The organism is Brevibacillus jepli (genome assembly GCF_047229145.1).
GTDB lineage: Bacteria > Bacillota > Bacilli > Brevibacillales > Brevibacillaceae > Brevibacillus.
Window position 1 is genome coordinate 238781 of sequence record NZ_JBFEFW010000001.1, and the last position, 20579, is coordinate 259359.

At 47.3% G+C, this 20579-nt stretch carries 19 protein-coding genes; 14 read left to right on the plus strand and 5 right to left on the minus strand.

Features of this window, described 5'->3' with window-relative positions:
- Positions 1-47: 47 nt before the first annotated feature.
- Positions 48-1082, minus strand: coding sequence for a YkvI family membrane protein (locus tag AB1L17_RS01240; protein WP_412843067.1), 1035 nt, complete (start codon positions 1080-1082; stop codon positions 48-50).
- A 53-nt stretch (positions 1083-1135) separates the two neighbouring features.
- Here AB1L17_RS01240 and AB1L17_RS01245 point away from each other — a divergent pair, with 53 nt between their 5' ends.
- From AB1L17_RS01245 to AB1L17_RS01255, 3 genes are all read left to right on the plus strand, one after another.
- Positions 1136-1885, plus strand: a complete 750-nt coding sequence (locus tag AB1L17_RS01245) for an MBL fold metallo-hydrolase (protein WP_412843066.1) — start codon at positions 1136-1138, stop codon at positions 1883-1885.
- A 32-nt stretch (positions 1886-1917) separates the two neighbouring features.
- Positions 1918-2478, plus strand: a complete 561-nt coding sequence (mnmM, locus tag AB1L17_RS01250) for a tRNA 5-(aminomethyl)-2-thiouridylate-methyltransferase MnmM (RefSeq protein WP_412843065.1) — start codon at positions 1918-1920, stop codon at positions 2476-2478.
- A gap of 164 nt (positions 2479-2642) precedes the next feature.
- Positions 2643-3743 carry a YheC/YheD family endospore coat-associated protein gene (locus AB1L17_RS01255; RefSeq protein ID WP_412843064.1) on the plus strand — a complete coding sequence of 367 codons (1101 nt, stop codon included), beginning with the start codon at positions 2643-2645 and terminating at the stop codon, positions 3741-3743.
- Between the two features lie 66 nt (positions 3744-3809).
- Here the strand turns inward: AB1L17_RS01255 and cbpB are convergent, their stop codons facing one another.
- The 4 genes from cbpB to AB1L17_RS01275 form a co-directional block, all read right to left on the minus strand.
- Positions 3810-4280: a cyclic-di-AMP-binding protein CbpB gene (cbpB, locus tag AB1L17_RS01260; RefSeq protein ID WP_412843063.1), complete on the minus strand. Its 471-nt coding sequence runs from the start codon at positions 4278-4280 to the stop codon at positions 3810-3812.
- A gap of 272 nt (positions 4281-4552) precedes the next feature.
- Positions 4553-5692: an acyltransferase gene (locus AB1L17_RS01265; RefSeq protein ID WP_412843062.1), complete on the minus strand. Its 1140-nt coding sequence runs from the start codon at positions 5690-5692 to the stop codon at positions 4553-4555.
- A 58-nt stretch (positions 5693-5750) separates the two neighbouring features.
- A complete protein-coding gene (locus tag AB1L17_RS01270) occupies positions 5751-6593 on the minus strand; it encodes a lipoate--protein ligase family protein (RefSeq protein ID WP_412843061.1) in 843 nt (280 codons plus the stop codon).
- 166 nt (positions 6594-6759) lie between these two features.
- Positions 6760-8007, minus strand: a complete 1248-nt coding sequence (locus AB1L17_RS01275) for an S-layer homology domain-containing protein (protein ID WP_412843060.1) — start codon at positions 8005-8007, stop codon at positions 6760-6762.
- 154 nt (positions 8008-8161) lie between these two features.
- Between AB1L17_RS01275 and AB1L17_RS01280 the strand changes: the two genes are divergently transcribed.
- The 11 genes from AB1L17_RS01280 (at position 8162) to AB1L17_RS01330 (ending at position 20348) form a co-directional block, all read left to right on the plus strand.
- Positions 8162-8833, plus strand: coding sequence for an HAD family hydrolase (locus AB1L17_RS01280; RefSeq protein WP_412843059.1), 672 nt, complete (start codon positions 8162-8164; stop codon positions 8831-8833).
- 102 nt (positions 8834-8935) lie between these two features.
- A complete protein-coding gene (locus tag AB1L17_RS01285) occupies positions 8936-9616 on the plus strand; it encodes an NTTRR-F1 domain (RefSeq protein ID WP_412843058.1) in 681 nt (226 codons plus the stop codon).
- Between the two features lie 48 nt (positions 9617-9664).
- The gene (locus tag AB1L17_RS01290; RefSeq protein WP_412843057.1) at positions 9665-9847 is read left to right on the plus strand and encodes a hypothetical protein; all 183 of its coding nucleotides are present in this window, start codon (positions 9665-9667) and stop codon (positions 9845-9847) included.
- Between the two features lie 18 nt (positions 9848-9865).
- Entirely contained in the window at positions 9866-10099 is a 234-nt protein-coding gene (locus AB1L17_RS01295; protein WP_412843056.1) for a hypothetical protein, read from the plus strand.
- Between the two features lie 165 nt (positions 10100-10264).
- Positions 10265-11776, plus strand: a complete 1512-nt coding sequence (miaB, locus tag AB1L17_RS01300; RefSeq protein WP_412843295.1) for a tRNA (N6-isopentenyl adenosine(37)-C2)-methylthiotransferase MiaB — start codon at positions 10265-10267, stop codon at positions 11774-11776.
- A gap of 6 nt (positions 11777-11782) precedes the next feature.
- Positions 11783-12226, plus strand: coding sequence for a YlbF/YmcA family competence regulator (locus AB1L17_RS01305; protein ID WP_412843055.1), 444 nt, complete (start codon positions 11783-11785; stop codon positions 12224-12226).
- 136 nt (positions 12227-12362) lie between these two features.
- Positions 12363-12923 carry an outer spore coat protein CotE gene (gene cotE, locus AB1L17_RS01310; RefSeq protein WP_412843054.1) on the plus strand — a complete coding sequence of 187 codons (561 nt, stop codon included), beginning with the start codon at positions 12363-12365 and terminating at the stop codon, positions 12921-12923.
- A gap of 112 nt (positions 12924-13035) precedes the next feature.
- Complete coding sequence (locus tag AB1L17_RS01315) at positions 13036-14325, plus strand: putative amidoligase domain-containing protein (RefSeq protein WP_412843053.1); 1290 nt, start codon at positions 13036-13038, stop codon at positions 14323-14325.
- Between the two features lie 89 nt (positions 14326-14414).
- The gene (gene mutS / locus AB1L17_RS01320; RefSeq protein ID WP_412843052.1) at positions 14415-16988 is read left to right on the plus strand and encodes a DNA mismatch repair protein MutS; all 2574 of its coding nucleotides are present in this window, start codon (positions 14415-14417) and stop codon (positions 16986-16988) included.
- Positions 16989-17012: 24 nt separating this feature from the next.
- Complete coding sequence (gene mutL, locus AB1L17_RS01325; protein ID WP_412843051.1) at positions 17013-19022, plus strand: DNA mismatch repair endonuclease MutL; 2010 nt, start codon at positions 17013-17015, stop codon at positions 19020-19022.
- Between the two features lie 123 nt (positions 19023-19145).
- Positions 19146-20348, plus strand: a complete 1203-nt coding sequence (locus tag AB1L17_RS01330; protein WP_412843050.1) for an alpha-amylase family protein — start codon at positions 19146-19148, stop codon at positions 20346-20348.
- Positions 20349-20579: the final 231 nt, after the last annotated feature.

Consider the following 20579-nt stretch of genomic DNA (forward strand, 5'->3'; position numbering starts at 1 on the left):
AAACCTCTCCCGGTGTGGAGAGGTTTTTTTGTGCTAGACAGCGACGATTAGATTCGATCCCGCCACTGCCTGTACACGAGCATGACGAGGAAAAAAACAACCAATTGACCAAAGAGGGGATATAAAAAGCGGAGAAGTGAGCTAAAACCAATAAAGCTAATCAAATAACAAATCATCAAAATGCCGAGTAAGATAGTAGGTCCTCGCAGTGGGGTAACTTGTCTGATCTGCTGGGCTAAACCAAAAACGTTGGCCACGAGGGTTGAGAAAATTTCGGCATATACCAATAGAGAAAACAGAAACGGTATGGTCGGGCCTAAGCCTTGCAGGACAGCGATCATGGGCATTTCCGCGAGCTGGATTCCCGGCATTTTTACTGAGAGAGACGAAAAAGCGAGCAAGAGCAGGAGTCCTATTCCCAATCCTCCAAAAATTCCCCCTAAGATGAGAGGCTTCTCGCTTGTACTCTGTCTGCCCATCGGAATCAAAACCGCTTGTGTAAGCGTGACATTTAAGGCAACATAATAAAAGGGAGAGCTAAGCCATGCCCAAGGTCGTAACGATTCAACGATGACATTCGTATCTAACCATGGCTTCGTATAAAGGAAGACCAGGACAGTAAAGCCAATAAGCATGGGTACAAAAATGCTGTTCACATGATGAATGGCAAACAGCCCTTTTTTCGTCACGAAGAAAATCAAAATCATGCTGAACCAAATGCCGATTTGGGGAGACAAGCGAAAAGACTCCCAGAAGATCGCGCCGGTAGCAGCGAGCATGACAGACGTAGTACCTAGCAAGACGGTTAATAGCAAGGTATTAAATACGGTGCCAAACGGATGGCCAAATAAATAGGTGCTGACTTCTTGATAGGAATCGGCCTGAATGCGATAGGCAATCAGCATAACGCGAATGCCCGCCCAAATAAAGAGCGAAGTGGCCAATATGATTCCTACTAAGCCCTGTGTTCCGTACTGAACAAAGAACTCTACAATTTCTTTACCAGAGGCAAAACCAGCTCCTACGACTGTTCCAATATACGTAAAAGCGATCTGCCATGCGGCTCTCCATGTTCCTTGCATCTCAGACCTCCTGTCCCACCTTATTCCATCCTATGAAAGGGAGTGAACCGAATATGCGCGTTACCGTGTTAGGCTATCAATCGCCTTATCCGGGTCCTGGAGGAGCGACCCCGGGCTACCTGGTTGAGACAGAACGTGTCAAAATTCTTCTCGACTGCGGCAGTGGTGTTCTTGCGCAGTTGGGCAAGCATTCGCCTATTTATGAGCTGGATGCGATGCTCTTATCTCACTACCATCATGATCATGTCGCGGATGTAGGAGTGATGCAGTACGGTTTAATGGTTCATCAGTTATTTGGCCAAAGACCTGCTGACAAGCCGCTTCCAATCTACGCTCCACCGCTGCCAGTGGCCAATGCCCAGACATTGGTGTATCGAGATGCGACGACATTTACCCCAATTACCGAGGAAACGTCTGCTACCATTGGGGACGTAGCGATCACTTTTTTACGGACTGACCATGGTGATGGAGACCCTTGCTACGCCATGCGCTTGGAAGCAAACGGACGTGTCCTCGTATACGGAGCCGACAGCGGACCAGGTACAGCCTGGGAGGGGTTTGCAAGTCAAGCGGATTTATTTATTTGCGAGGGGACCTATTTGGATTACAATTTACCAACGAAGCCAAATGGGCACCTGTCTGTTCGCCAAGCGGCAGAACTGGCACAATCCCTATCCTGCCGCTCGTTATTAGTCACGCATTTGTTTTACGGCTATGATGAGTCTCAAGTCATCGCGGAGGCCAATGCCTTTGTAGCAGGTCCAGTTTATGCGGCGCGTATTGGCCTGCAAATCGATTTATAACGTGTTTGTGTACATAGAGAGGAGAATGAACTGTGTTTCCAAATGTATTAGAAGTAGCACGCAAGTTAATCCGAGAACGCGTTCAAGTCGGAGAAACGGTTGTAGACGCCACGATGGGAAATGGAAATGACACCTTATTTCTTGCGCAATTGGTGCAAGAAGAAGGGAAAGTAATCGCATTCGATATCCAGCCGCAGGCGATTGAGAAAACGCGAGAGAGACTCGAGAGAGAAGGTCTGGCGAACAGGGTAGAAATGAAGCTCGCCAGTCATGAGGAAATTGACAAGCTGGAGATTAGTGCCGCGGCGATCATGTTTAACTTGGGCTATTTGCCGGGTGGAGACAAAGAAATCACAACACAAGCGAGTAGTACCATTCAGGCGATTCAATCAGGGTTGAGGGTGCTCAGACCCGGCGGAATCATGACCGTCATGATTTATTGGGGGCATCCTGCGGGAGAGACGGAAAAAGAGGCAGTGGAAGCATTTTGCCAAGAGCTGAGTCAATTGGATTATTTGGTTTTAAAATACCAGTACATCAATCAGCAAAACCAGGCACCGTTTTTACTGGCCATCGAACGAAGGGCACAATAAATAGCAACCAGCCCGATCTTTTCCCGGGCAAGCGCAGCTTCCGACAACTTTCATTTACGAGTACAAGAAATTTGTCATGATGCGAAGAGGTGTACAAAAATAGGCACGCTCTTGCCCTTTCTGGCACATACCCTATGTAGAGCAATGTGGCAAGGGGGATCTACGTGGACAGAATCGGGATAATGTTGGATTGGGGCCTGATGGAGAAAGGAATTAAAGGCATCAAATCATACGAACGACTGCCTTATTATGTCGAAATCGGAAGAGAGCTGGGACTAGAGCCAGTTTTTTTTCATCCGCGGCATGTTCGGGCGGGGGATGAGAAGGTTAAGGGATACTTCTGGAAGGGAAACCGACTCGTCTCACAGTTAGTTTCAATCCCGCGAGTCATTCATAATCGTGTCCTGACAGGAGATTCAAGAGCACGCAATGTCATTCGAAGATTAAGCAAGAAGAAGACCGTCTTTAATGGCTTGGTAGTGCGGGATAAAAGAAAAGTACACCAAATGCTGTGGAAAAATGATCTGATTCGAGACTATCTGCCGAACACAGTACCTTATTCAATGGAAAAGCTGCGACTGTTCCTGGATAAATACCAGGTGGTGTACGTCAAGCCTTCGATTGGATCGGTGGGCATTGGGGTAGCACGTATTGAACGCCATGGAGATAATTATCATTTTACCGCATCGAAAAAACGGCAGATTCTGTCTCATACACAGCTGCTTTCCACAGTTCGGCGTTGGGTCGGTAACAAAAGATTTTTGATCCAGCGAGGAATCCCATTGGCACGCTATGGAGGCAAAACGTTTGACATTCGTGTTTCGGTGCAAAAAAACAAGGAAAAGCAGTGGACTGTTAGTGGGATGGTTGCCAAGGTCGCCAATAAGAAAAACAAGCTCAGCAATCTTTCGCGTGGCGGTACAGCGGTGCCGTTTTCGGAAGCGTTGGCCCCAATCTTCCCTCACATCGATCAACAGCAAGCGGTAATCGAAAGAGTTAGCCATGCAGCAGTAGAAATTGCGAAACAGTATGGCAGGCATTTTTCATCCTTGGCAGATTTAGGGATGGATATGGGGATCGATAGCAAAGGGAATCCGTATTTAATTGAAGTGAATGTGCGCGACCAGCGCTACTCATTTTTCAAGGCGGGAGAGAAGGCGATGTTTAAACAGACATACCGCCATCCGCTGGAATACGCCCAGACATTACTCGCTGAAAAGAAGAAACGGAAAAATGGACTTCTATTTCCGGGCTATTTGGCCTAAATAAATCATTCAAATGAATGCGAAAAGACGGTGGCAGCACTGCCCCGTCTTTCCTATTGTCGTGACTTACGATTCTGCCTGCTGATGCTGTTCAGCCAAAGGAAATGGCAAATTACGAAAGTGACGATATACCAAAGCCAGAATGGATTTTCGAGTCAAGATCCCTTGAAAATAATGCTCATCGTCTTCAATACAGACAAATGGGTGATTAATGGACACTTCCAATGCTTTTAAAAATTCATCGGTGTCACGCAAGCGGGGCACTTTTGTATCCATCACAACATCTACAATATGTTCGGACATATGCTCGGTCTCGAAGCGTTCCAGACCTAGTGTCTTATTCATGATCATGTTCGTGCTGATCAAACCATGCAAACGATACTGATGATCCAGTACGGGAACGGCTGAATAGCCGGACTTGATAAGTACAAGCAGCGCGTGCTCAAGCGAATTACCTAACTGTACATGTGCGACCTTTGTGGACGCAATTATGAGATCTTTGATCGGAATATGTAGTATCGGGTTGTCCTGATTCATCTAGTTCCACCACCTTTTCTGTTGTCTATGGCAGAGGAAACTGCCAGTGGTCCTCTTCTATGATACCGTAAGCGAGGGGCAAACGGTAGGTCTACATTTAGAAAACTTGGCCTCGCTAAGCCATTGTTGCGGGGCCTTTCTTATCGACGAAAAAAAGCCCGGCAGGAACGCCAGGCAAGTAATCGAGGTGTGGAACAATTGTCCCTAGTCCTAGTATGCAAGATCATACTGTTCATTACATTAGGAGTTTAGAGGAAACGTTGTTTTCACATTTACGCTTTATAAACTTGGTTTTTGTAGAGTGGCTTAGCTTCCACCCGTTTTTTACGGTTGAACCAGAAGGACATCGTAGTCAGCTCATAGAGAAAAATACATAGGGGCGGTGTAATCACGAACATACCCAGTACCAGAGCAGGTGTCGACCAGCCGAGTCGATGAATGACGTAGCTCTGTAGTAAGAACAAAATCAATGGATGGACCAAATAGATGGCCATATTTTGCTTGGCCAACCGGGCAAGCCACGGACCGAGCTTAGGTAGCTTACCCAGATAAGAAGAGACGGGGTAGAAGCTGATGATTACACAGAGCGTATACACCAAGTACACTGGCTCGAATATATTCATGCTCTCGTAATAGCTTTTGGAGCCGGAAAGAAAGCTGTAGGCCATCCATACGGCGGCACTTGCCATCACAACGAGAGACGGTATTTGAAGGCGTCTCACCCACGTCCGCCATTTGTCCACATTCATCCCGGCATAAGCTCCGAGAGCAAAGGTACATACGTACATGTAAAAATAGTGTTGCCCGTAGATGTAGCTATGCTTCACGAGGGCCAGGAATGGGTTTGCAGCCCAATCAACAACCCATAACGGCTTGATGAACAAGATGTGGTACAGAACGAACAGACCAGCCTGTCCAATAAACAGGGCTACGATCCAGCGGAAGTTCAAGTAACGTTCCATCCACGGTTTGATCAGACAAAACAATAAGCACAATTGCAAGTAGAGTGGAATGTAGTACAGGTGATAGAATGAACTACCTGTAAACAAACTTTCGAAAAACGGTCCAACCAACACGGCAGGATCGAAGGTTTGATATTTAAAATAGGTGAAGATGGCAGTCCAGATTACGTAAGGCAAAATAACGGCGAGCCAGCGTTTTTTCCAGAATGCCTTCCAATCCAATTGGCGGTTCTGATACCAGTAAAACAACAGCATTCCGGTTGCAAAAATAAACAAGGAGCGTCCAAATTTTGACAAGATGATAAAGACGGCTTGGAAATTACTATTCCACGGATAAGTCTTCTCATTTGTGAGAAAAAAACTGAGGATGTGGATCATCAAAACAGTAAGAGCCCCAAAAACAAAAAGGGCATTCAGATCCTGAAACGTCCCCTTTCGATTGCTATTCATAATTCCTCCAGAATTTTTCCGGCAGCACCTGGAGAATGTCATTCAGATTAATAGCCCGCTATTCGGGTAAGTGCCAGTCAGGTGCGGCCAGTTCTTTTGCGGTATAGGAAAATAAGTGTAATCGTTGCGACAAATGTTGCCTCGACTCTGTCACTAACTCATTTTGCACATAAAAGGGGGTAGGCGATACAGGCCACTCTGCACGGATTGCTTTCAACAGACGTGCCTTAACGTCATCAATGGTTGCCAATTTTCCAGTCAGACTCGCAATGCTGCCAACTGTAGAAGCATCAATGGAAGGAATTGGCTTATGACTTTGCATTTCATCCAATCCGGCGAGACTGTAAAAACGTTCCATCCAATCGCCTCTTGGCCGGTCATCGACGTTAATGCACAACTGCAAAATAGAGCCGTGTCGAGTACGTCTCTGTGCCATACCTCCGATTTTTTTACCGTGAATGGAAAAGTCGTATTCCCCTGCACAGTAAGAGCCAGTTACTTCGCCAAATTCCAGCTTTCCGTAATCACGCAAGCCCACATCAAGAAGCTGGGCAACGAATGAGAAGAAGGAGTCAATGGATATCGAAGTGTCGGGCAATAAACAAGCCATATTGAGCACGCCAGCATCAAGCGGAACACAAGCTCCACCAGACGAACGAAGAACACAGCCAAAGCCATCTTGACCGAACGTACGCAAGGCTTGTTGAAGATAAGGAAGCTTGGCGTCTCTACGTCCCAAATACAGCGCTTGATCGTACACCCAGAGATGGATGACAGGGGTTGCTGATTCGGATTTCATACTGGCAGCCAACGCTTCATCACGGATTAAAGGCTCAAGTGGACTATCCTGGTAGGTACCTGAGTCCATCCAGCGAAACGGCTGATTAACAGAAAATGACATAGAAAGACTCCTTCACAGGACAAGAATAGCTACCATTATACAACTGAAACACGTTTATTTCTATGCTTTCACTATCTTTTTTTCCGTTTGGTAGAACATACATGTCATGCAGAGTGAAAAAATACCCGACAGGCTAAGAGTGCTTGTCGGGTCGAAGTATTGATGTTTATTTGGTCTCCTTGAAGGAGAAATTGTCCAGATAGGTCGTTTTGCGAGGTGCGTTTTCAATCGCTTCTTCTTGCAAGTACAGACCGAGTTTTTTGCCTTCTTGTTTCACATACTGTTGACCGAACAAGTATTGATCGTTCAAGTAAATAGAAACGGTGTTTTCGTTAACAGCTACCTTTAAGCGATTGCTTGATTTCAGCTTGTAGGAGCTGGAAGTGATGATGTCAATATCGTCCTCTTCGACATCATCTACTTTTCCTAAAACAACGCGATCTTTTTGTACGAATACAACATGCGCTTTACCATCTTTGCCGTTGAAGTACAGTCCGCCTAAACCTTCACTGCCTACCGCATTGACATCGACGGTCAATTCATACTTCTTGATATCGTCAGACTCATTCCATTTCAGTGGCAGGAAGTAGTGATCTACATCATCGTCATCGGATGCGGCTGTCACTTGTTTGCTAGCGACCTCCCAGCTTCCTGTCGCTTTGTCTGTATCCCAGTTTTTCAATTTCGAATCGGAGAACGAGTCACTGATACTGATTCGCTCTGGTTCTGGCTGAGGTTTTGGTTGACCAGGGTTCGGGAATACGATTTTTGTTTCATCATCATCGTCACGATCCACAATAGCGCGGTAGAGCAAGGAAGCAGCTTCCGCACGTGTAATTGGATCTTGCGGACGGAATTTGCCATCGTACCCTTTCATGAGATCTGTTTGAATCGCAATCGCAATATACGGACGCAGTGCGGACGAAATATCGTCGTAATCACGGAACTTTTTCAATTGATTCATGTCGGCTTTGTACTTTTGATCGTAGCCCAAAAGGCGTACCAATGCGACAGCAATGTCCTCACGTACCGCGGATTGATCTGGTTTATACGTGTAGGATGAGCCGGACTTGTAACCAGTCAAGAAAGGCTTGGCGTACTCAACATACAGGAATGCCCAGTGATGGCGCGGAACATCTTTAAATGTTTGGTCGACGTAGCGTTTGTTTATATCCACATCAGCTGCTGCGATCATAATTTTAGCAAATTCAGCGCGGGTAACTTCATTGTTCGGTCTAAACGTCCGATTGTCGTACCCTTTGATGATCCCTTTTGCAGCCATCTCCGTAATTTCTTTGTACGCCCAATGGCTACGTGGAACGTCTGAGAAAGACGGAGTGTAAGCGGCGCCGACGACCGGGATCACGGTTAAGAACATTAACACCGATAAAAATACGGCTAGTGCTCTTTTCATGTTGACCTCCTCAAAATGGTATTTAGTTTTTGTTGACTGCTATTCAGACGGTGAGTGGGCTTGTATTGTTGCAGGAGAAAAAAATATTTTGGTGAAAATAGGAAAAAAGACGGAGTTCCAAATAATTTTGGCATGTAAGGAGGAGCATGTACCGATGGTGAACGCTTGCCTGTTTGATTTGGATGGAACGCTTTTGGATCGGGAACGATCATTGGATGCATTTTTGATACGCCAATATGATCGAACGAGGCCAATCCAGGAAAGAATGTCGCTAAAAGAGTACTCGGCTCGTTTTCATGAGCTTGACCAGCGGGGGTATGTGTGGAAAGACGTGGTCTACCGAACCATGATAGAAGAGTCAAAGATGGAAGGGATTACAGCGGAAGCATTGCTAGAAGAGTACGTACAGCTTTTTTGGCAAGATTGTTACGCATTCTCTGGTGTGGTAGAAACGCTGCGAAGATTACATCAAACAGGGATGAAGCTAGGAGTTATCACGAATGGCCGCGGTGATTTTCAAATGAAAAATTTGCGTGCGATTGGCATTGAGTCCTTTTTTGATACCATTTTGATTTCGGAGAGTGAAGGTGTGTCGAAGCCATCTCCAATCATATTTGAGAGAGCTCTGGACCGGCTCGGGGTGCGGGCTGGCGACGCGGTATACGTTGGGGATCACCCGGACAACGACGTACAAGGAGCGCGTGCGGTTGGGATGAAGGCGGTTTGGAAGCGGGATTCGTATTGGCAGGAGACCAAGGAAGCAGATGCAGTAATCGATCATATCCCCGAGTTGATTTCCATTCTGGATCAGTGGAGAAAAAAATAGAGGAATTACCATTAGCAAACGCACAGACAAGCAGAATGAGGCAAACATAACATATAGCAAATATGCTATTGGCAAAGTAGAGGGTGGTGAAATCAGAAGATTATGAATCTGGTTGTCAATCCCAGCTTTGAGACAGGGACACTCGCTTTTTGGAATTCTGTGAATGCCACCATTAATCGGCAATATGTCCAGACTGGCTTTTGCAGTGCCCAATTAGCTGGTGGAATGACACTCTCATACATTCAACAGCTTGTGACGATAACACCTAATCTGCCCTATCAATTTGTATTTTCATTGGCGAAATCAAGCTCTTTACGCGCACCGATGATGTCCTTCTTTGTATTGTTCCTGAATGGAGCATTTGAGACTGTATCACTTGGTTTTGCGAATAGCATGCGGACCTTGAATCAACCAGATAGCTCTACCGGGGCGTGGAAAACAATTGTGGAAGGTACGACTGTCGCGCCAGCGAATGCAGCGAACGCATTGATTTTCATTCAAAAAGTCCCACAGCAGCGAAGCTCTCCGGTTGTCGTCGATGACATCGGTTTATTTGCACGTGGGGGAGGAGGGGGAGGCGGCGTGGATTACACGGAGATTCGAAATCTCCTCACTGCTTATCAGCTGACAAATACAAGGATTGTGATTATGACGTCTGGGCAGCCAACAGGGACGGCCGGATTGGTAGCTGGCGTAGGGATGAGCGTCGTTACCTTTTCCACTCTTGCCGGGTCAACGATGACGATCCCATTGGAGAAAATTACAAACATCGAAACGGTGTAATACTGTTAAACGCTGTAAGACTGTAGGAAATTGAAAGGAGTGAGGAGATTGAGTTCATCAACATTGTCGGGCGATTTGATCGCCAATCTTCAACTGGGTACCACATTGAATATCGGGGTGGGAGCTTATGTCATCACGGGTACCTTGGACCGGGTAGGCAATGATTACATCTATGTAGCTCCCTTTAAAGTTCCATTCGCCAATATCCTTTATATCGAAGAGCTGCCTTAGAATATAGGAGAAAGCGGGGTGTGCACGATAGCTAGCATCTCTCCAAGTAACCATATCCCATTGCCGGGAACTCCCTTGTTTCAACTGCTCAAACAAGGAATCGGTTCACACATCCGGGTAAATACCGTGGGTGGTGAAATCAAGGGAACGTTACTGGATGTCTTGACAGGGGTAATCTCTGTTCGTGATGAGAGTGACCTCGTTCAACACATCGTCTTCGGAACCGTCATCAGCTTTTCCTTTGATTCGTAACGTTTCACTTGCCGGGAACACTGGGATATTATCGGAACGGTCTTAAGCCGTTTCGTACATATTTTGCCTCATTATGGTTATTATGCATTAGCTTTTGTATCACCCAAAATGCTATAATTCTTTATTGGTTACTTATGTAGATGATTATTGTTGAGGTGATACATGATGAAGGAAACAAAAGAGGCGACTAAGGACTTAAAATCCGCTAAGTCTCCGAAAACAACGGAAGACTTTGCGAAATATTTTCAGGCACCTTCGCTCAAAGATGCAAAAAAGCGGGGCAAGGAAGAGATTTTGGTCCATTATGATTTCAATATTCCGGAAGACATGCAGAGTATCGGAAAAGGGAAGCGTTATCACGTTCGTACGTATGGCTGCCAAATGAACGAGCATGATTCAGAGACGATTTCTGGTATTTTGCAAGCAATGGGTTATACTTCCTCTGATGATGTGGAGGATGCGGACGTTATCCTCTTTAATACCTGTGCCATCCGTGAAAATGCGGAGGATAAAGTATTTGGAGAGCTTGGCCACATGAAGCGGCTCAAGAATAACAACCCGAATCTGATCCTCGGTGTATGCGGCTGTATGTCCCAGGAAGAGAAGGTCGTCAAGAAAATCCTGAAAAGCTATACACAGGTTGACTTGATTTTTGGAACGCACAATATTCACCGTCTGCCAGAGCTGTTGCGCGATGCAATGTTCAGCAAAGAAATGGTGATTGAGGTTTGGTCCAAAGAAGGCGATATCGTTGAAAATATGCCGAAGCTCCGCGAAGGAAACACCAAAGGCTGGGTTAACATCATGTACGGCTGTGATAAGTTCTGTACGTACTGTATTGTGCCGTATACGCGTGGAAAAGAGCGCAGTCGACGCCCGGAAGATGTTATCGCAGAAGTGCGTGATCTCGCTCGCCAAGGCTTTAAAGAAATTATGCTTCTTGGACAAAACGTCAATGCGTACGGGAAAGATTTCGAGGACATCCAGTACGGTTTTGGAGACCTGATGGACGAGATCCGCAAGATTGATATCCCGCGTGTGCGTTTTACGACCAGTCATCCGCGTGATTTTGACGACCACTTGATCGAGGTGCTGGCAAAAGGCGGAAACCTGGTGGAACAAATTCATCTGCCTGTCCAATCCGGTTCGACAGAAGTACTCAAGCGGATGGCGCGCAAATATACCCGTGAGCATTATCTGGAGCTCGTTCGCAAAATCAAGGACGCGATCCCGAATGTCTCTCTTTCTACCGATATTATTGTTGGCTTCCCAGGCGAAACCGATGAGCAGTTCGAAGATACCATTTCGATGGTGGAAGAGGTCAAGTATGATTTTGCCTATACCTTCATTTACTCACCGCGTGAAGGGACACCAGCTGCTGTCATGGAAGACAACGTTCCGATGGAAGTGAAAAAAGCACGCTTGTATCGACTCAATGAAGTTTTGGCTCGAATCGGGCTGGAGCAGAACAAAAAACTGCAGGATCAGGTTGTCGAGGTACTTGTGGAAGGCGAATCGAGGACGAATGCGGAAGTGCTCGCGGGCCGTACGCGTACGAACAAGCTGGTCCATTTCACTGGCGACAAATCCTTGATTGGACAGTACGTGCACATAAAAATTACAGATGCGAAAACGTGGACACTCCACGGAGAAATCGTATCCAAAGTTGAGGTGTAGGTCATTATGGAACAAACAAACGTATATACACAGAAAGAAATTCTCGATAAAGCTCGCGAACTCGCAGCTATGATCGCGCGTACGAATGAAGTAGATTTTTTCAAACGTGCAGAACTGCAAATCAAGAACAATGAACGCGTGCAAGAATTAATTGACACGTTGAAGCAGAAGCAAAAGCAAATGGTTATGTTCGAATCCATCAACAAGCCGGAACTAGTGCAAAAAGTGGAAGGTGAGTACAACCAATTGCATGAGGAATTGGATTCCATTCCAATCGTAACGGAGTTCAAGCAATCGCAGGTAGATGTGAACGATCTTTTGCAAATGGTCACGAATGTTATCACGAACACCGTCTCGGAACGTATTATTTTGGATACAGGCGGAAACCCATTGACTGGAGAAACAGGTGGCGGGCCGGAGAAGAAAAAATCTGGCGGCTGCTGCTCCTAAATCTTACGAGAAAGCCTTCACAGCGCTGTTGCGATGAGGACCCAACAACTTTCCCAAATATAAGGTGGTTGTTTGCACGCTAGTCGAATGCCCTGCATACAAATGTACAGAAACGTTGTATGGAGGAGGTAACGAAATGTCGGGTACAGATAAAGATCTACAGTGCCGGGAACTCATCGCGAAAGCAGTCTGCGGTAAAGGCCATAAATTTTCTACTACCACCCACACCATCATACCGTCGCAAACTCCTTCGACGATCCTCGGATGCTGGATTATAAACACGAACTTCCAAGCAGAGAAAGTCGGAGATGCCGTTGAAGTATCTGGTACGTATGACGCCAACCTGTGGTTTTCGTTTGCAAATAATACGCAAACCGAAGTCAAGCGGGAAACTGTTAAGTTCTCCGTACTCGTGCCGCTTACGTTCTTCGATAAAAACTGCAGAGGCGATCTGGAAATTGTCGCACGCGCCGTGGAGCAACCGAAGTGCATAAAAGCGGAGTTAAGTGGTGGTGGCACAATCACAGTCAGAGTGGAAAGCGAATTTGCAGTAGAAGTCATTGGGGAAACAAAGATTTGCGTTGTTGTCTGCAATAGTTGTGATGACAAAGACTTTCATCTGGTTGACGACTATGAAGATAACAGTGACGAGTTTGATGACTTTGATTCCGCTACGCTACTCGACGAGCTCGACTAAAGAGGAGAGAATTATCTCCTCTTTTTTCTTTTTTTAAGGATGTGCACGCTCCTCACTTTTTTCTGGGCGAAGTCATAAGATAACGAGAGAAAAGCAGGGGAGTGTGAAAGGTATGATTCTACGCTCGAAGGTTAGTCAGCGAGCTAACAAGCAGGAACCACCCGCAGCACAACCGATGACAGCCAACGCAAAAGAAGTAGTCGCGTATTTGCATCGCCCTGAAATCGGGCGTTGGTTGCTCCGGCAAGGGAGAATACCTGTGGCAAAAGGGAACGTAGCGCGGCCGGGCTGGCGAACATATAGGATCTGCCTTTACCAAGACCATGTGCTGGATATCGCAAGAAGCGAGGAACAACCACAATGGCTGCTTCATCGGATGCAGGAACCAGACTGGCATCCCGTACCCTTGCATTCCTCAGAATCAGAGGTGCATGCTGTACGAGGGCTAGCTGCTCGCAGCTTGTATGCAGCTGGAGCCGACGTGGGTCAAGTGACCATCATGGCGGCATCTGCTCATCGCCTAAAGGTCGTCGAGGTAGAGCCTAACTGGCCAGCCAATTATGCGGATGAATATATGCAGCGTGCCAGGGAGTGGTGGGAAGGTCGGATGCGTCAACAATCGCAGAAGCTGCAAAGCATGGGAGCAGATCCGGAATTTGCATTGCGCAAGCCCACCGGAGAAATGGCACTTGCCTCTGATTTTCTGAGCATTAATGGCACAGTAGGCTGTGATACGACACGCTATCGGGAAGAATTAGGTCTCCACCAGCATCCGGTTGCAGAGCTGAGACCCGCGCCATCGGAGGACCCTGATCAATTATTTATGCATATCTACGAAAATCTTGCCTTGGCATTCAAAAAAATCGGCAAATCGTCAATTGAGTGGCTCGCTGGCGGCATGCCGTTTCAAGGTTATCCAATCGGAGGGCATATTCATTTTGGTGGGCTGACACCGACCTTTGCTCTTCGGAGAAAACTGGATGCGTACCTGGCACTTCCGCTTGTTCTTGTTGAGGATGCGGGTTGTTTACGTCGTAGAGAGCGATATGGATTTTTAGGGGATGTACGGGAAAAGGAATACGGGTTTGAATATCGTACACTTCCCAGCTGGCTCATTCATCCGGTAATGACTCGTGGCATCCTGCACTTGGCCCATTTGGTTGCAACCAATCACGAAAAGCTTCAAGCAATGCCTCATTTACAGCTCCCACTCATCAAAGCGTACTATCAGGGAGAGAAGGAAAAGCTCTTGCCATACGTTTCTGAAGTATGGCTAGAATTAAAGGATCTGCCGGGCTATACGCTATCTCGCATTCATCTGGATCGCTACTTTTCTTTTATACTCGAGGGAAAATCATGGATGGCAGATGAAGACCTGCGCAAGGCATGGAAGCTGCTATAAACGGTTCATCTTCGTGGATGCAGGGTCAACATTGCCGAACAATCATGGTATAATAGCGACGAGAATTACTAGGCTAGGAGAAGAAAATAATGGCTCAATATACCCCGATGATTCAACAGTATCTGGCTATCAAAAAGGATTACCCGGATACTTTCTTATTTTTTCGCTTAGGTGATTTTTACGAACTGTTTTTTGATGACGCCATCCTTGCGTCCCGTGAGCTGGAAATTACTCTGACGGGACGTGAAGGTGGAGGTGCTGAGCGCATCCCGATGTGTGGCGTTCCACATCATGCGGCAGATGGCTATATTGCAGAGCTATTGAAAAAAGGTCATAAAGTAGCTGTTTGTGAGCAAGTAGAAGACCCAAAAGAGGCAAAAGGGGTCGTTCGCAGGGAAGTGACCCGAGTCATTACTCCGGGTACGATGATGGAAGGCAAATGGCTTACGGATAAGGAAAATAATTACATGGCTGCGCTGGCCCAAGTAGAAGGTCGGACGGGAATTGCTGCGTGTGATATGAGTACTGGCGAGCTGTACGTGACTTCTTTGGTCGGTCAGGCAGATACTGTTCTGGACGAGGCCTTGCAGTATCGTCCTAAAGAGCTCGTCTTCTTTGGATTGTCTGCCTTGCCAAAGACAGCTTTGCCGACGACTGTAGTGGACGCGAACCAACTGGATGCGTTTGCAGTGGACACCCAATATGCGGAGCAGGCAAAAGGCTTGGATATGTCGATGCGAGCAGCGGTCAATGCACTCTTGTTCTACATAGGAACAACACAAAAACGCAGCCTTGCCCACATGCGTCTGTTAAAGCAGTACGACGCGAAACAGTACCTGCAAATGGACGGTTTCTCGAGACGCAATTTGGAACTGACTGAGACGATTCGCGATAAGACGAAGAAAGGCTCACTCTTGTGGCTGTTGGATCGGACTCAGACTGCAATGGGTGGACGTCTATTGCGCAGATGGATTGAACGTCCGTTGCTCAAACGTGATCAATTAGATGCACGCCTGAGCGCTGTGGAGGCGTTGAAGGGTGACCTGCTGCTTCGCTCGGATTTGCGGACTTGCCTGGATCGTGTCTATGATTTGGAGCGTTTGGCCGGTCGAATTTCGTATGGAAACGCGAACGCACGTGATCTCATCCAGCTGCGGATGTCGTTGGAGGCTGTGCCAGAGCTGAAGCAGTACATGATCCAGACGAATACCCCGGTGTTGGTGGACTTGGCACAAGGGATGGATGAGTGTGCGGATATCGTGAATTATTTAGCGAACGCACTTGTGGATGATCCACCGATCTCGGTACGAGAAGGCGGAATGATTCGGACGGGATATGACGAATACTTGGACAAGCTCCATACGGCAAGCCGCGACGGGAAAACATGGATTGCCCAACTGGAGCAGGGAGAGCGGGAAGCGACAGGGATTCGTTCACTCAAGGTTGGCTTCAATAAGGTGTTCGGTTATTACATCGAGATATCCAAGTCCAACATCGCCAATGTTCCTGCTGGTCGCTATGAGCGCAAGCAAACTTTGGCTAATGCGGAACGTTACATCACGCCCGAGTTGAAGGAACGCGAGGCGCTCATTCTCGAAGCGGAAGAAAAGATGATTGAGCTGGAATACCAATTGTTCGCCGCTGTACGAAGTGAAGTCGCGAAGCATATTCCGAGACTGCAGAGCCTCGCAGAGCGCATCGCTTCAGTAGACGTCCTTCAGGCATTTGCCACAGTAAGCGACGAGCGTGGTTTTGTTCGCCCTGAGCTTGCGGAAAGCGGAGAATACGTCATTGAGGAAGGCCGACATCCGGTCGTAGAAGCAGTTTTGGAGCGTGAGAAGTATGTGGCAAATGACGTGGCGATGGACCAGACGAATCGTCAAGTTTTGCTTATCACGGGCCCGAACATGGCAGGTAAGAGTACGTACATGAGACAGATCGCCTTGATTACGGTGATGGCACAGATCGGTTGCTTTGTTCCTGCTAAACAGGCCAAGCTGTCGATTGTCGATCAGATTTTTACGCGGATTGGCGCAGCCGATGACCTGGTAGGCGGGCACAGTACATTTATGGTGGAAATGCTGGAGACCAGACACGCCCTGCAAAAAGCTACAGCGAAGAGCCTGATCCTGCTAGACGAAATTGGTCGCGGGACTTCTACTTACGATGGAATGGCGCTGGCACAAGCGGTGATTGAGTACATTTGCCAAAAAATCGGTGCGAAAACACTCTTCTCTACGCACTATCACGAGTTGACCGGATTAGCCGAGACGCTGAGTGGAGTCGTGAATGTAAACGCTCGTTGCGAAGAGCGGGAAGGCAAGCTCCTGTTTCTCCATAAAATTGAAGAAGGTCGAGCAGATAAAAGCTATGGAATTCACGTGGCGGAGCTGGCTGAAATGCCGACCTGGGTCATTGAGCGTGCGCGCAGCATTTTAACGGGGCTTGAAGCGAATGGAAATGCTGCAAGTGACGTGCAGATGTCGCTCGAATCGCTGTGGACGGCGCCAGTCGCTGCAGTACGTGAGGAACCGATGCAGCTTAAGTCCGCAGAGGAAGAGGCTATTATGGCAGAGCTGCGCGAGCTGGATTTGAATTCAACTACGCCAATGGATGCCATGATGAAGCTATTCGCGTGGAAACAGCAATTGAAAAAGGGCTAGGGTTCGTCCGGAGGGGAGGCACTCATGGGTAGTATTCAAGTGTTAGATGAGCATCTCGCCAATATGATTGCAGCAGGTGAAGTAGTGGAAAGACCGGCTTCGGTTGTAAAAGAGTTGGTCGAAAATGCGATTGATGCCAGCGCTACGACAATCGAGATCCACGTAGAAGAAGGCGGTCTGGAGATGATTCGGATCGTTGACAACGGGAAAGGGATGGATCGTGAGGATTGCCAGCTGGCTTTTGAGCGTCATGCCACTAGTAAAATCAGCAATGCTCGTGATTTGTTCCGCATCCGTACTCTGGGATTTCGTGGAGAGGCGTTGCCGAGTATTGCTGCAGTCTCCCGCATGGAGCTGACGAGCAGCACTTCCAGTAGTGAAGTGGGCACTCACCTCTTGATCGAAGGGGGACAGCTCGGCACCATTTCCGATAAAGCTGCGGTAAAAGGAACAGAAGTATGTGTGCGCAGCTTGTTTTTCAATACACCTGCCCGCTTAAAATACATGAAATCGATCGCAACGGAAGTCGGACATATTTCCGACTACGTGAATCGGCTTGCACTCACGCATCCGTCGATTTCTTTCCTGTTAACGCACAATGGCAAGACACTCTTGCAAACGTCTGGAGATGGAAAGCTGCTGCATGTCATGGCAGCTATCTACGGTGTTCAGGTGGCGAAGCTGTTGCTTCCGATTTCAGGGGAAACACTCGACTATAAGTGGTCTGGGTTCCTCTCGAAGACGGAAGTGACAAGGGCAAACCGCTCCTATCTTTCGACGCTAGTAAATGGTCGCTATGTGCGCAGCTATTCGATCAACAATGCGATCATGCGTGGATACCATACTTTTTTACCCATAGGTCGTTATCCGATTGTGGCTTTGCAGATCGAGATGGACCCGTCGCTGGTCGATGTGAATGTGCATCCCGCAAAGCTAGAAGCGAGATTCAGCAAGGAAGATGAACTGTGCAGTGCAATTGAACAGTCGGTAAAAGAAACGTTGCGGCAAGGCCTAGGGATTGTCAGACCAATGGTTACGCAACCAAAGGCAAAGGTCGTGACGCAGGTCGTACAGCCACAGTTCGACCTGCAAATCGCAAAGCCTGAGATTCCACAATCGCCATTATTAGCGGCAAGTCCCAGACTTCAGGAATGGATGGCGAAGCAGGAAACGACCAGACAGCAAGCGGATATCGTAACTCACATGGCAGCACCAATGGAGACTGGTACGGTGAAGGAGTCTGCTGCAGTCTATGAGCAGCTGGACGTTGCGACGACAGTAGAAGCTTTCGCGAAAGAAGATGTGAAGGCGACTCTTTTCGTCCAGAAGGACACGAGTGAACCTGTCCAATCTTTCGTGAACCAGACTTCTGCACAATTGGACACTGCGATTCCAGTAACACCTTCACTCGATGTTGCTGCAAGTGAAAAAGATACTGATTCGGCTGTACCAGTCATGTACCCGGTTGGTCAAGTTCATGGTACCTACATCGTCGCTCAAAATGACGAAGGCATGTATTTAATCGATCAACATGCAGCGCAGGAGCGGATTTTTTACGAGTATTTCATGGCAAAGCTTGCGGAAGAGGACATTACCAGCCAAATCATGCTGTTTCCTCATACGGTAGAGTATACGACTGCTGAGGCGAGCAAGCTGGAGAAGCGACTGGCACTTTTGCAATCGTTTGGTTTGGAGATTGAGGCGTTCGGTGGTCGGACCTTTATCGTGCGAGCTCATCCGCATTGGTTTCCGGAAGGTGCAGAGCTTGAGGTCATTGAGGAGCTCATCCAATTTGTACTGGAAGCGGGCGAGAATACCCAAGCGAATGTCGTGCTGATGCGCGAAAAGGCTGCCATCATGATGTCCTGCAAAGCTTCGATTAAAGCAAACCGTTTTCTGACTCATGCCGAAATGGAAAGCTTGCTGAACCAACTGCGCAACACGAGCAGTCCATTTACTTGCCCGCACGGTAGGCCGATTGTCATTCATTTTACTGGCTATGACTTAGAAAAAATGTTCAAGCGTGTGATGTAGCAGGTACCCCCTTTGGAAATTCCTTTGGGGGTATCTCTAGATGAATTCGGAAAATTTAAAAATTAAGATTGATTTTACGCAATGGCTGTCTTATGATTACTTGCAAAAACGAGGTGAAACGAGATGAATTCATCACGCCAAACAGGGATGTTTATTTATCCTTGGGATATAGCCGACAATGGTATCACAACTGCGATACAAACGTTGCAAACGGCAAAATGCAATACAGCGGTAGTAAATAGCAGCTATCATCAAGGCAGATTTTTTCACCCGCGGACCAAAACGTTCCGCAGGCTGCCGTTTTCAGGAGTATCGTTTACCCCAGAATGGTCGAAATACAACCGTTTGCGCCCGACTGTACACGAAGAAATTGCCCAAGCAAATATACTTGCCAAAATGAAAGACGCATGTGATCAGGCAGGGATGGGCTTTCATACATGGTGGGTCGGACTGCACAATTCAACACTTGGTTTGGCTCATCCAGATCTTTGTGTGCAAAACATATGGGGAGATACATACTCGTACGCATTATGTCCATCGCAGCCTGAGGTTCAGCATTATGCCAAGGCGTTATTTACTGATACGCTAGAGCAAGTAAAGCCAGATCGGATATTGATCGAAGCGACCGCCTTTTTGCCAATGAAGCATGGCGATCACCATGAAGTGTGCCTCCTTCCTTTAGGGGAATCGTTGCAATGGTTATTGTCTCTATGCTTTTGCAATGCGTGTTCCGAGCGTGCCGTATTGCGAGGGATTGATGTAGAGGCAGTACGACAGCTTGTATCGAGGCTAGTCAATCAGATGGTGGAAGCCGACCTAGTTACACAAGTATCGGCTGAATCGAGAGAGATTGCCTTTTTGCTGCTGGAATATCCGGAATTGTACGACTACCAGCAATCTCGTTTGGATGTTGTCGAGAAGCTATGGAAAGACCTGAAGGAAATAGCGAAAGATAAAGGGATAGCATTGGATGGATTTCCGTCCTCGACGCCGTTTTTTGTCAATCAAGCCTATTTGGAAGGCGTTTCGTTGCGAAAAGCTGCTGCCATACTCGATCGCGTGGTTCCACTTGCATACGGAAACAGTATCGACGAGGTAGCGTATACATTTCATGCGATCAAGCTGGCAGCCCCTGAAGCTTCCTTAGGTGCAGCATTATCCTTGCACCATAGCCAAATCCAGTCCGTGAATGAATTGGTGATGAGGGTGAAGACTGCCCTGGAGGGTGGGGCTCAATCGATAACGTATTACAATCTTGGACTATTAAACAATCGCAGACTGGAATGGATCAGACAGGCGAATCAAGCAGCAGAAGAGTGGGCGTAGTCCTTTGCCATTTGCATGATGTTTGCTAGCAATGAACAAGGCTCGCGGAACTACGCGAGTCTATTTCACATGTATGAAAATAACGACTCGGAAAATCATACTACAGTCCGACGCGCATCCATTAAAAAATGGTATGATTAGGATATCGCCAAGGAAAACAGTTTGGCGCAGATTCTATTTGACCGCCAAATTAATCCTGCTTACAATAATATGATCGTTACCGTTTCAAAG

Bases quoted from the DNA above. Each gene is read 5' to 3' on its own strand.
- AB1L17_RS01240 (WP_412843067.1), bottom strand. From the start codon at position 1,082: ATGCAAGGAACATGGAGAGCCGCATGGCAGATCGCTTTTACGTATATT.
- AB1L17_RS01245 (WP_412843066.1), top strand. From the start codon at position 1,136: ATGCGCGTTACCGTGTTAGGCTATCAATCGCCTTATCCGGGTCCTGGA.
- cbpB (WP_412843063.1), bottom strand. From the start codon at position 4,280: ATGAATCAGGACAACCCGATACTACATATTCCGATCAAAGATCTCATA.
- AB1L17_RS01265 (WP_412843062.1), bottom strand. From the start codon at position 5,692: ATGAATAGCAATCGAAAGGGGACGTTTCAGGATCTGAATGCCCTTTTT.
- AB1L17_RS01270 (WP_412843061.1), bottom strand. From the start codon at position 6,593: ATGTCATTTTCTGTTAATCAGCCGTTTCGCTGGATGGACTCAGGTACC.
- AB1L17_RS01275 (WP_412843060.1), bottom strand. From the start codon at position 8,007: ATGAAAAGAGCACTAGCCGTATTTTTATCGGTGTTAATGTTCTTAACC.
- AB1L17_RS01280 (WP_412843059.1), top strand. From the start codon at position 8,162: ATGGTGAACGCTTGCCTGTTTGATTTGGATGGAACGCTTTTGGATCGG.
- AB1L17_RS01285 (WP_412843058.1), top strand. From the start codon at position 8,936: ATGAATCTGGTTGTCAATCCCAGCTTTGAGACAGGGACACTCGCTTTT.
- miaB (WP_412843295.1), top strand. From the start codon at position 10,265: ATGAAGGAAACAAAAGAGGCGACTAAGGACTTAAAATCCGCTAAGTCT.
- AB1L17_RS01305 (WP_412843055.1), top strand. From the start codon at position 11,783: ATGGAACAAACAAACGTATATACACAGAAAGAAATTCTCGATAAAGCT.
- cotE (WP_412843054.1), top strand. From the start codon at position 12,363: ATGTCGGGTACAGATAAAGATCTACAGTGCCGGGAACTCATCGCGAAA.
- AB1L17_RS01315 (WP_412843053.1), top strand. From the start codon at position 13,036: ATGATTCTACGCTCGAAGGTTAGTCAGCGAGCTAACAAGCAGGAACCA.
- mutS (WP_412843052.1), top strand. From the start codon at position 14,415: ATGGCTCAATATACCCCGATGATTCAACAGTATCTGGCTATCAAAAAG.
- mutL (WP_412843051.1), top strand. From the start codon at position 17,013: ATGGGTAGTATTCAAGTGTTAGATGAGCATCTCGCCAATATGATTGCA.
- AB1L17_RS01330 (WP_412843050.1), top strand. From the start codon at position 19,146: ATGAATTCATCACGCCAAACAGGGATGTTTATTTATCCTTGGGATATA.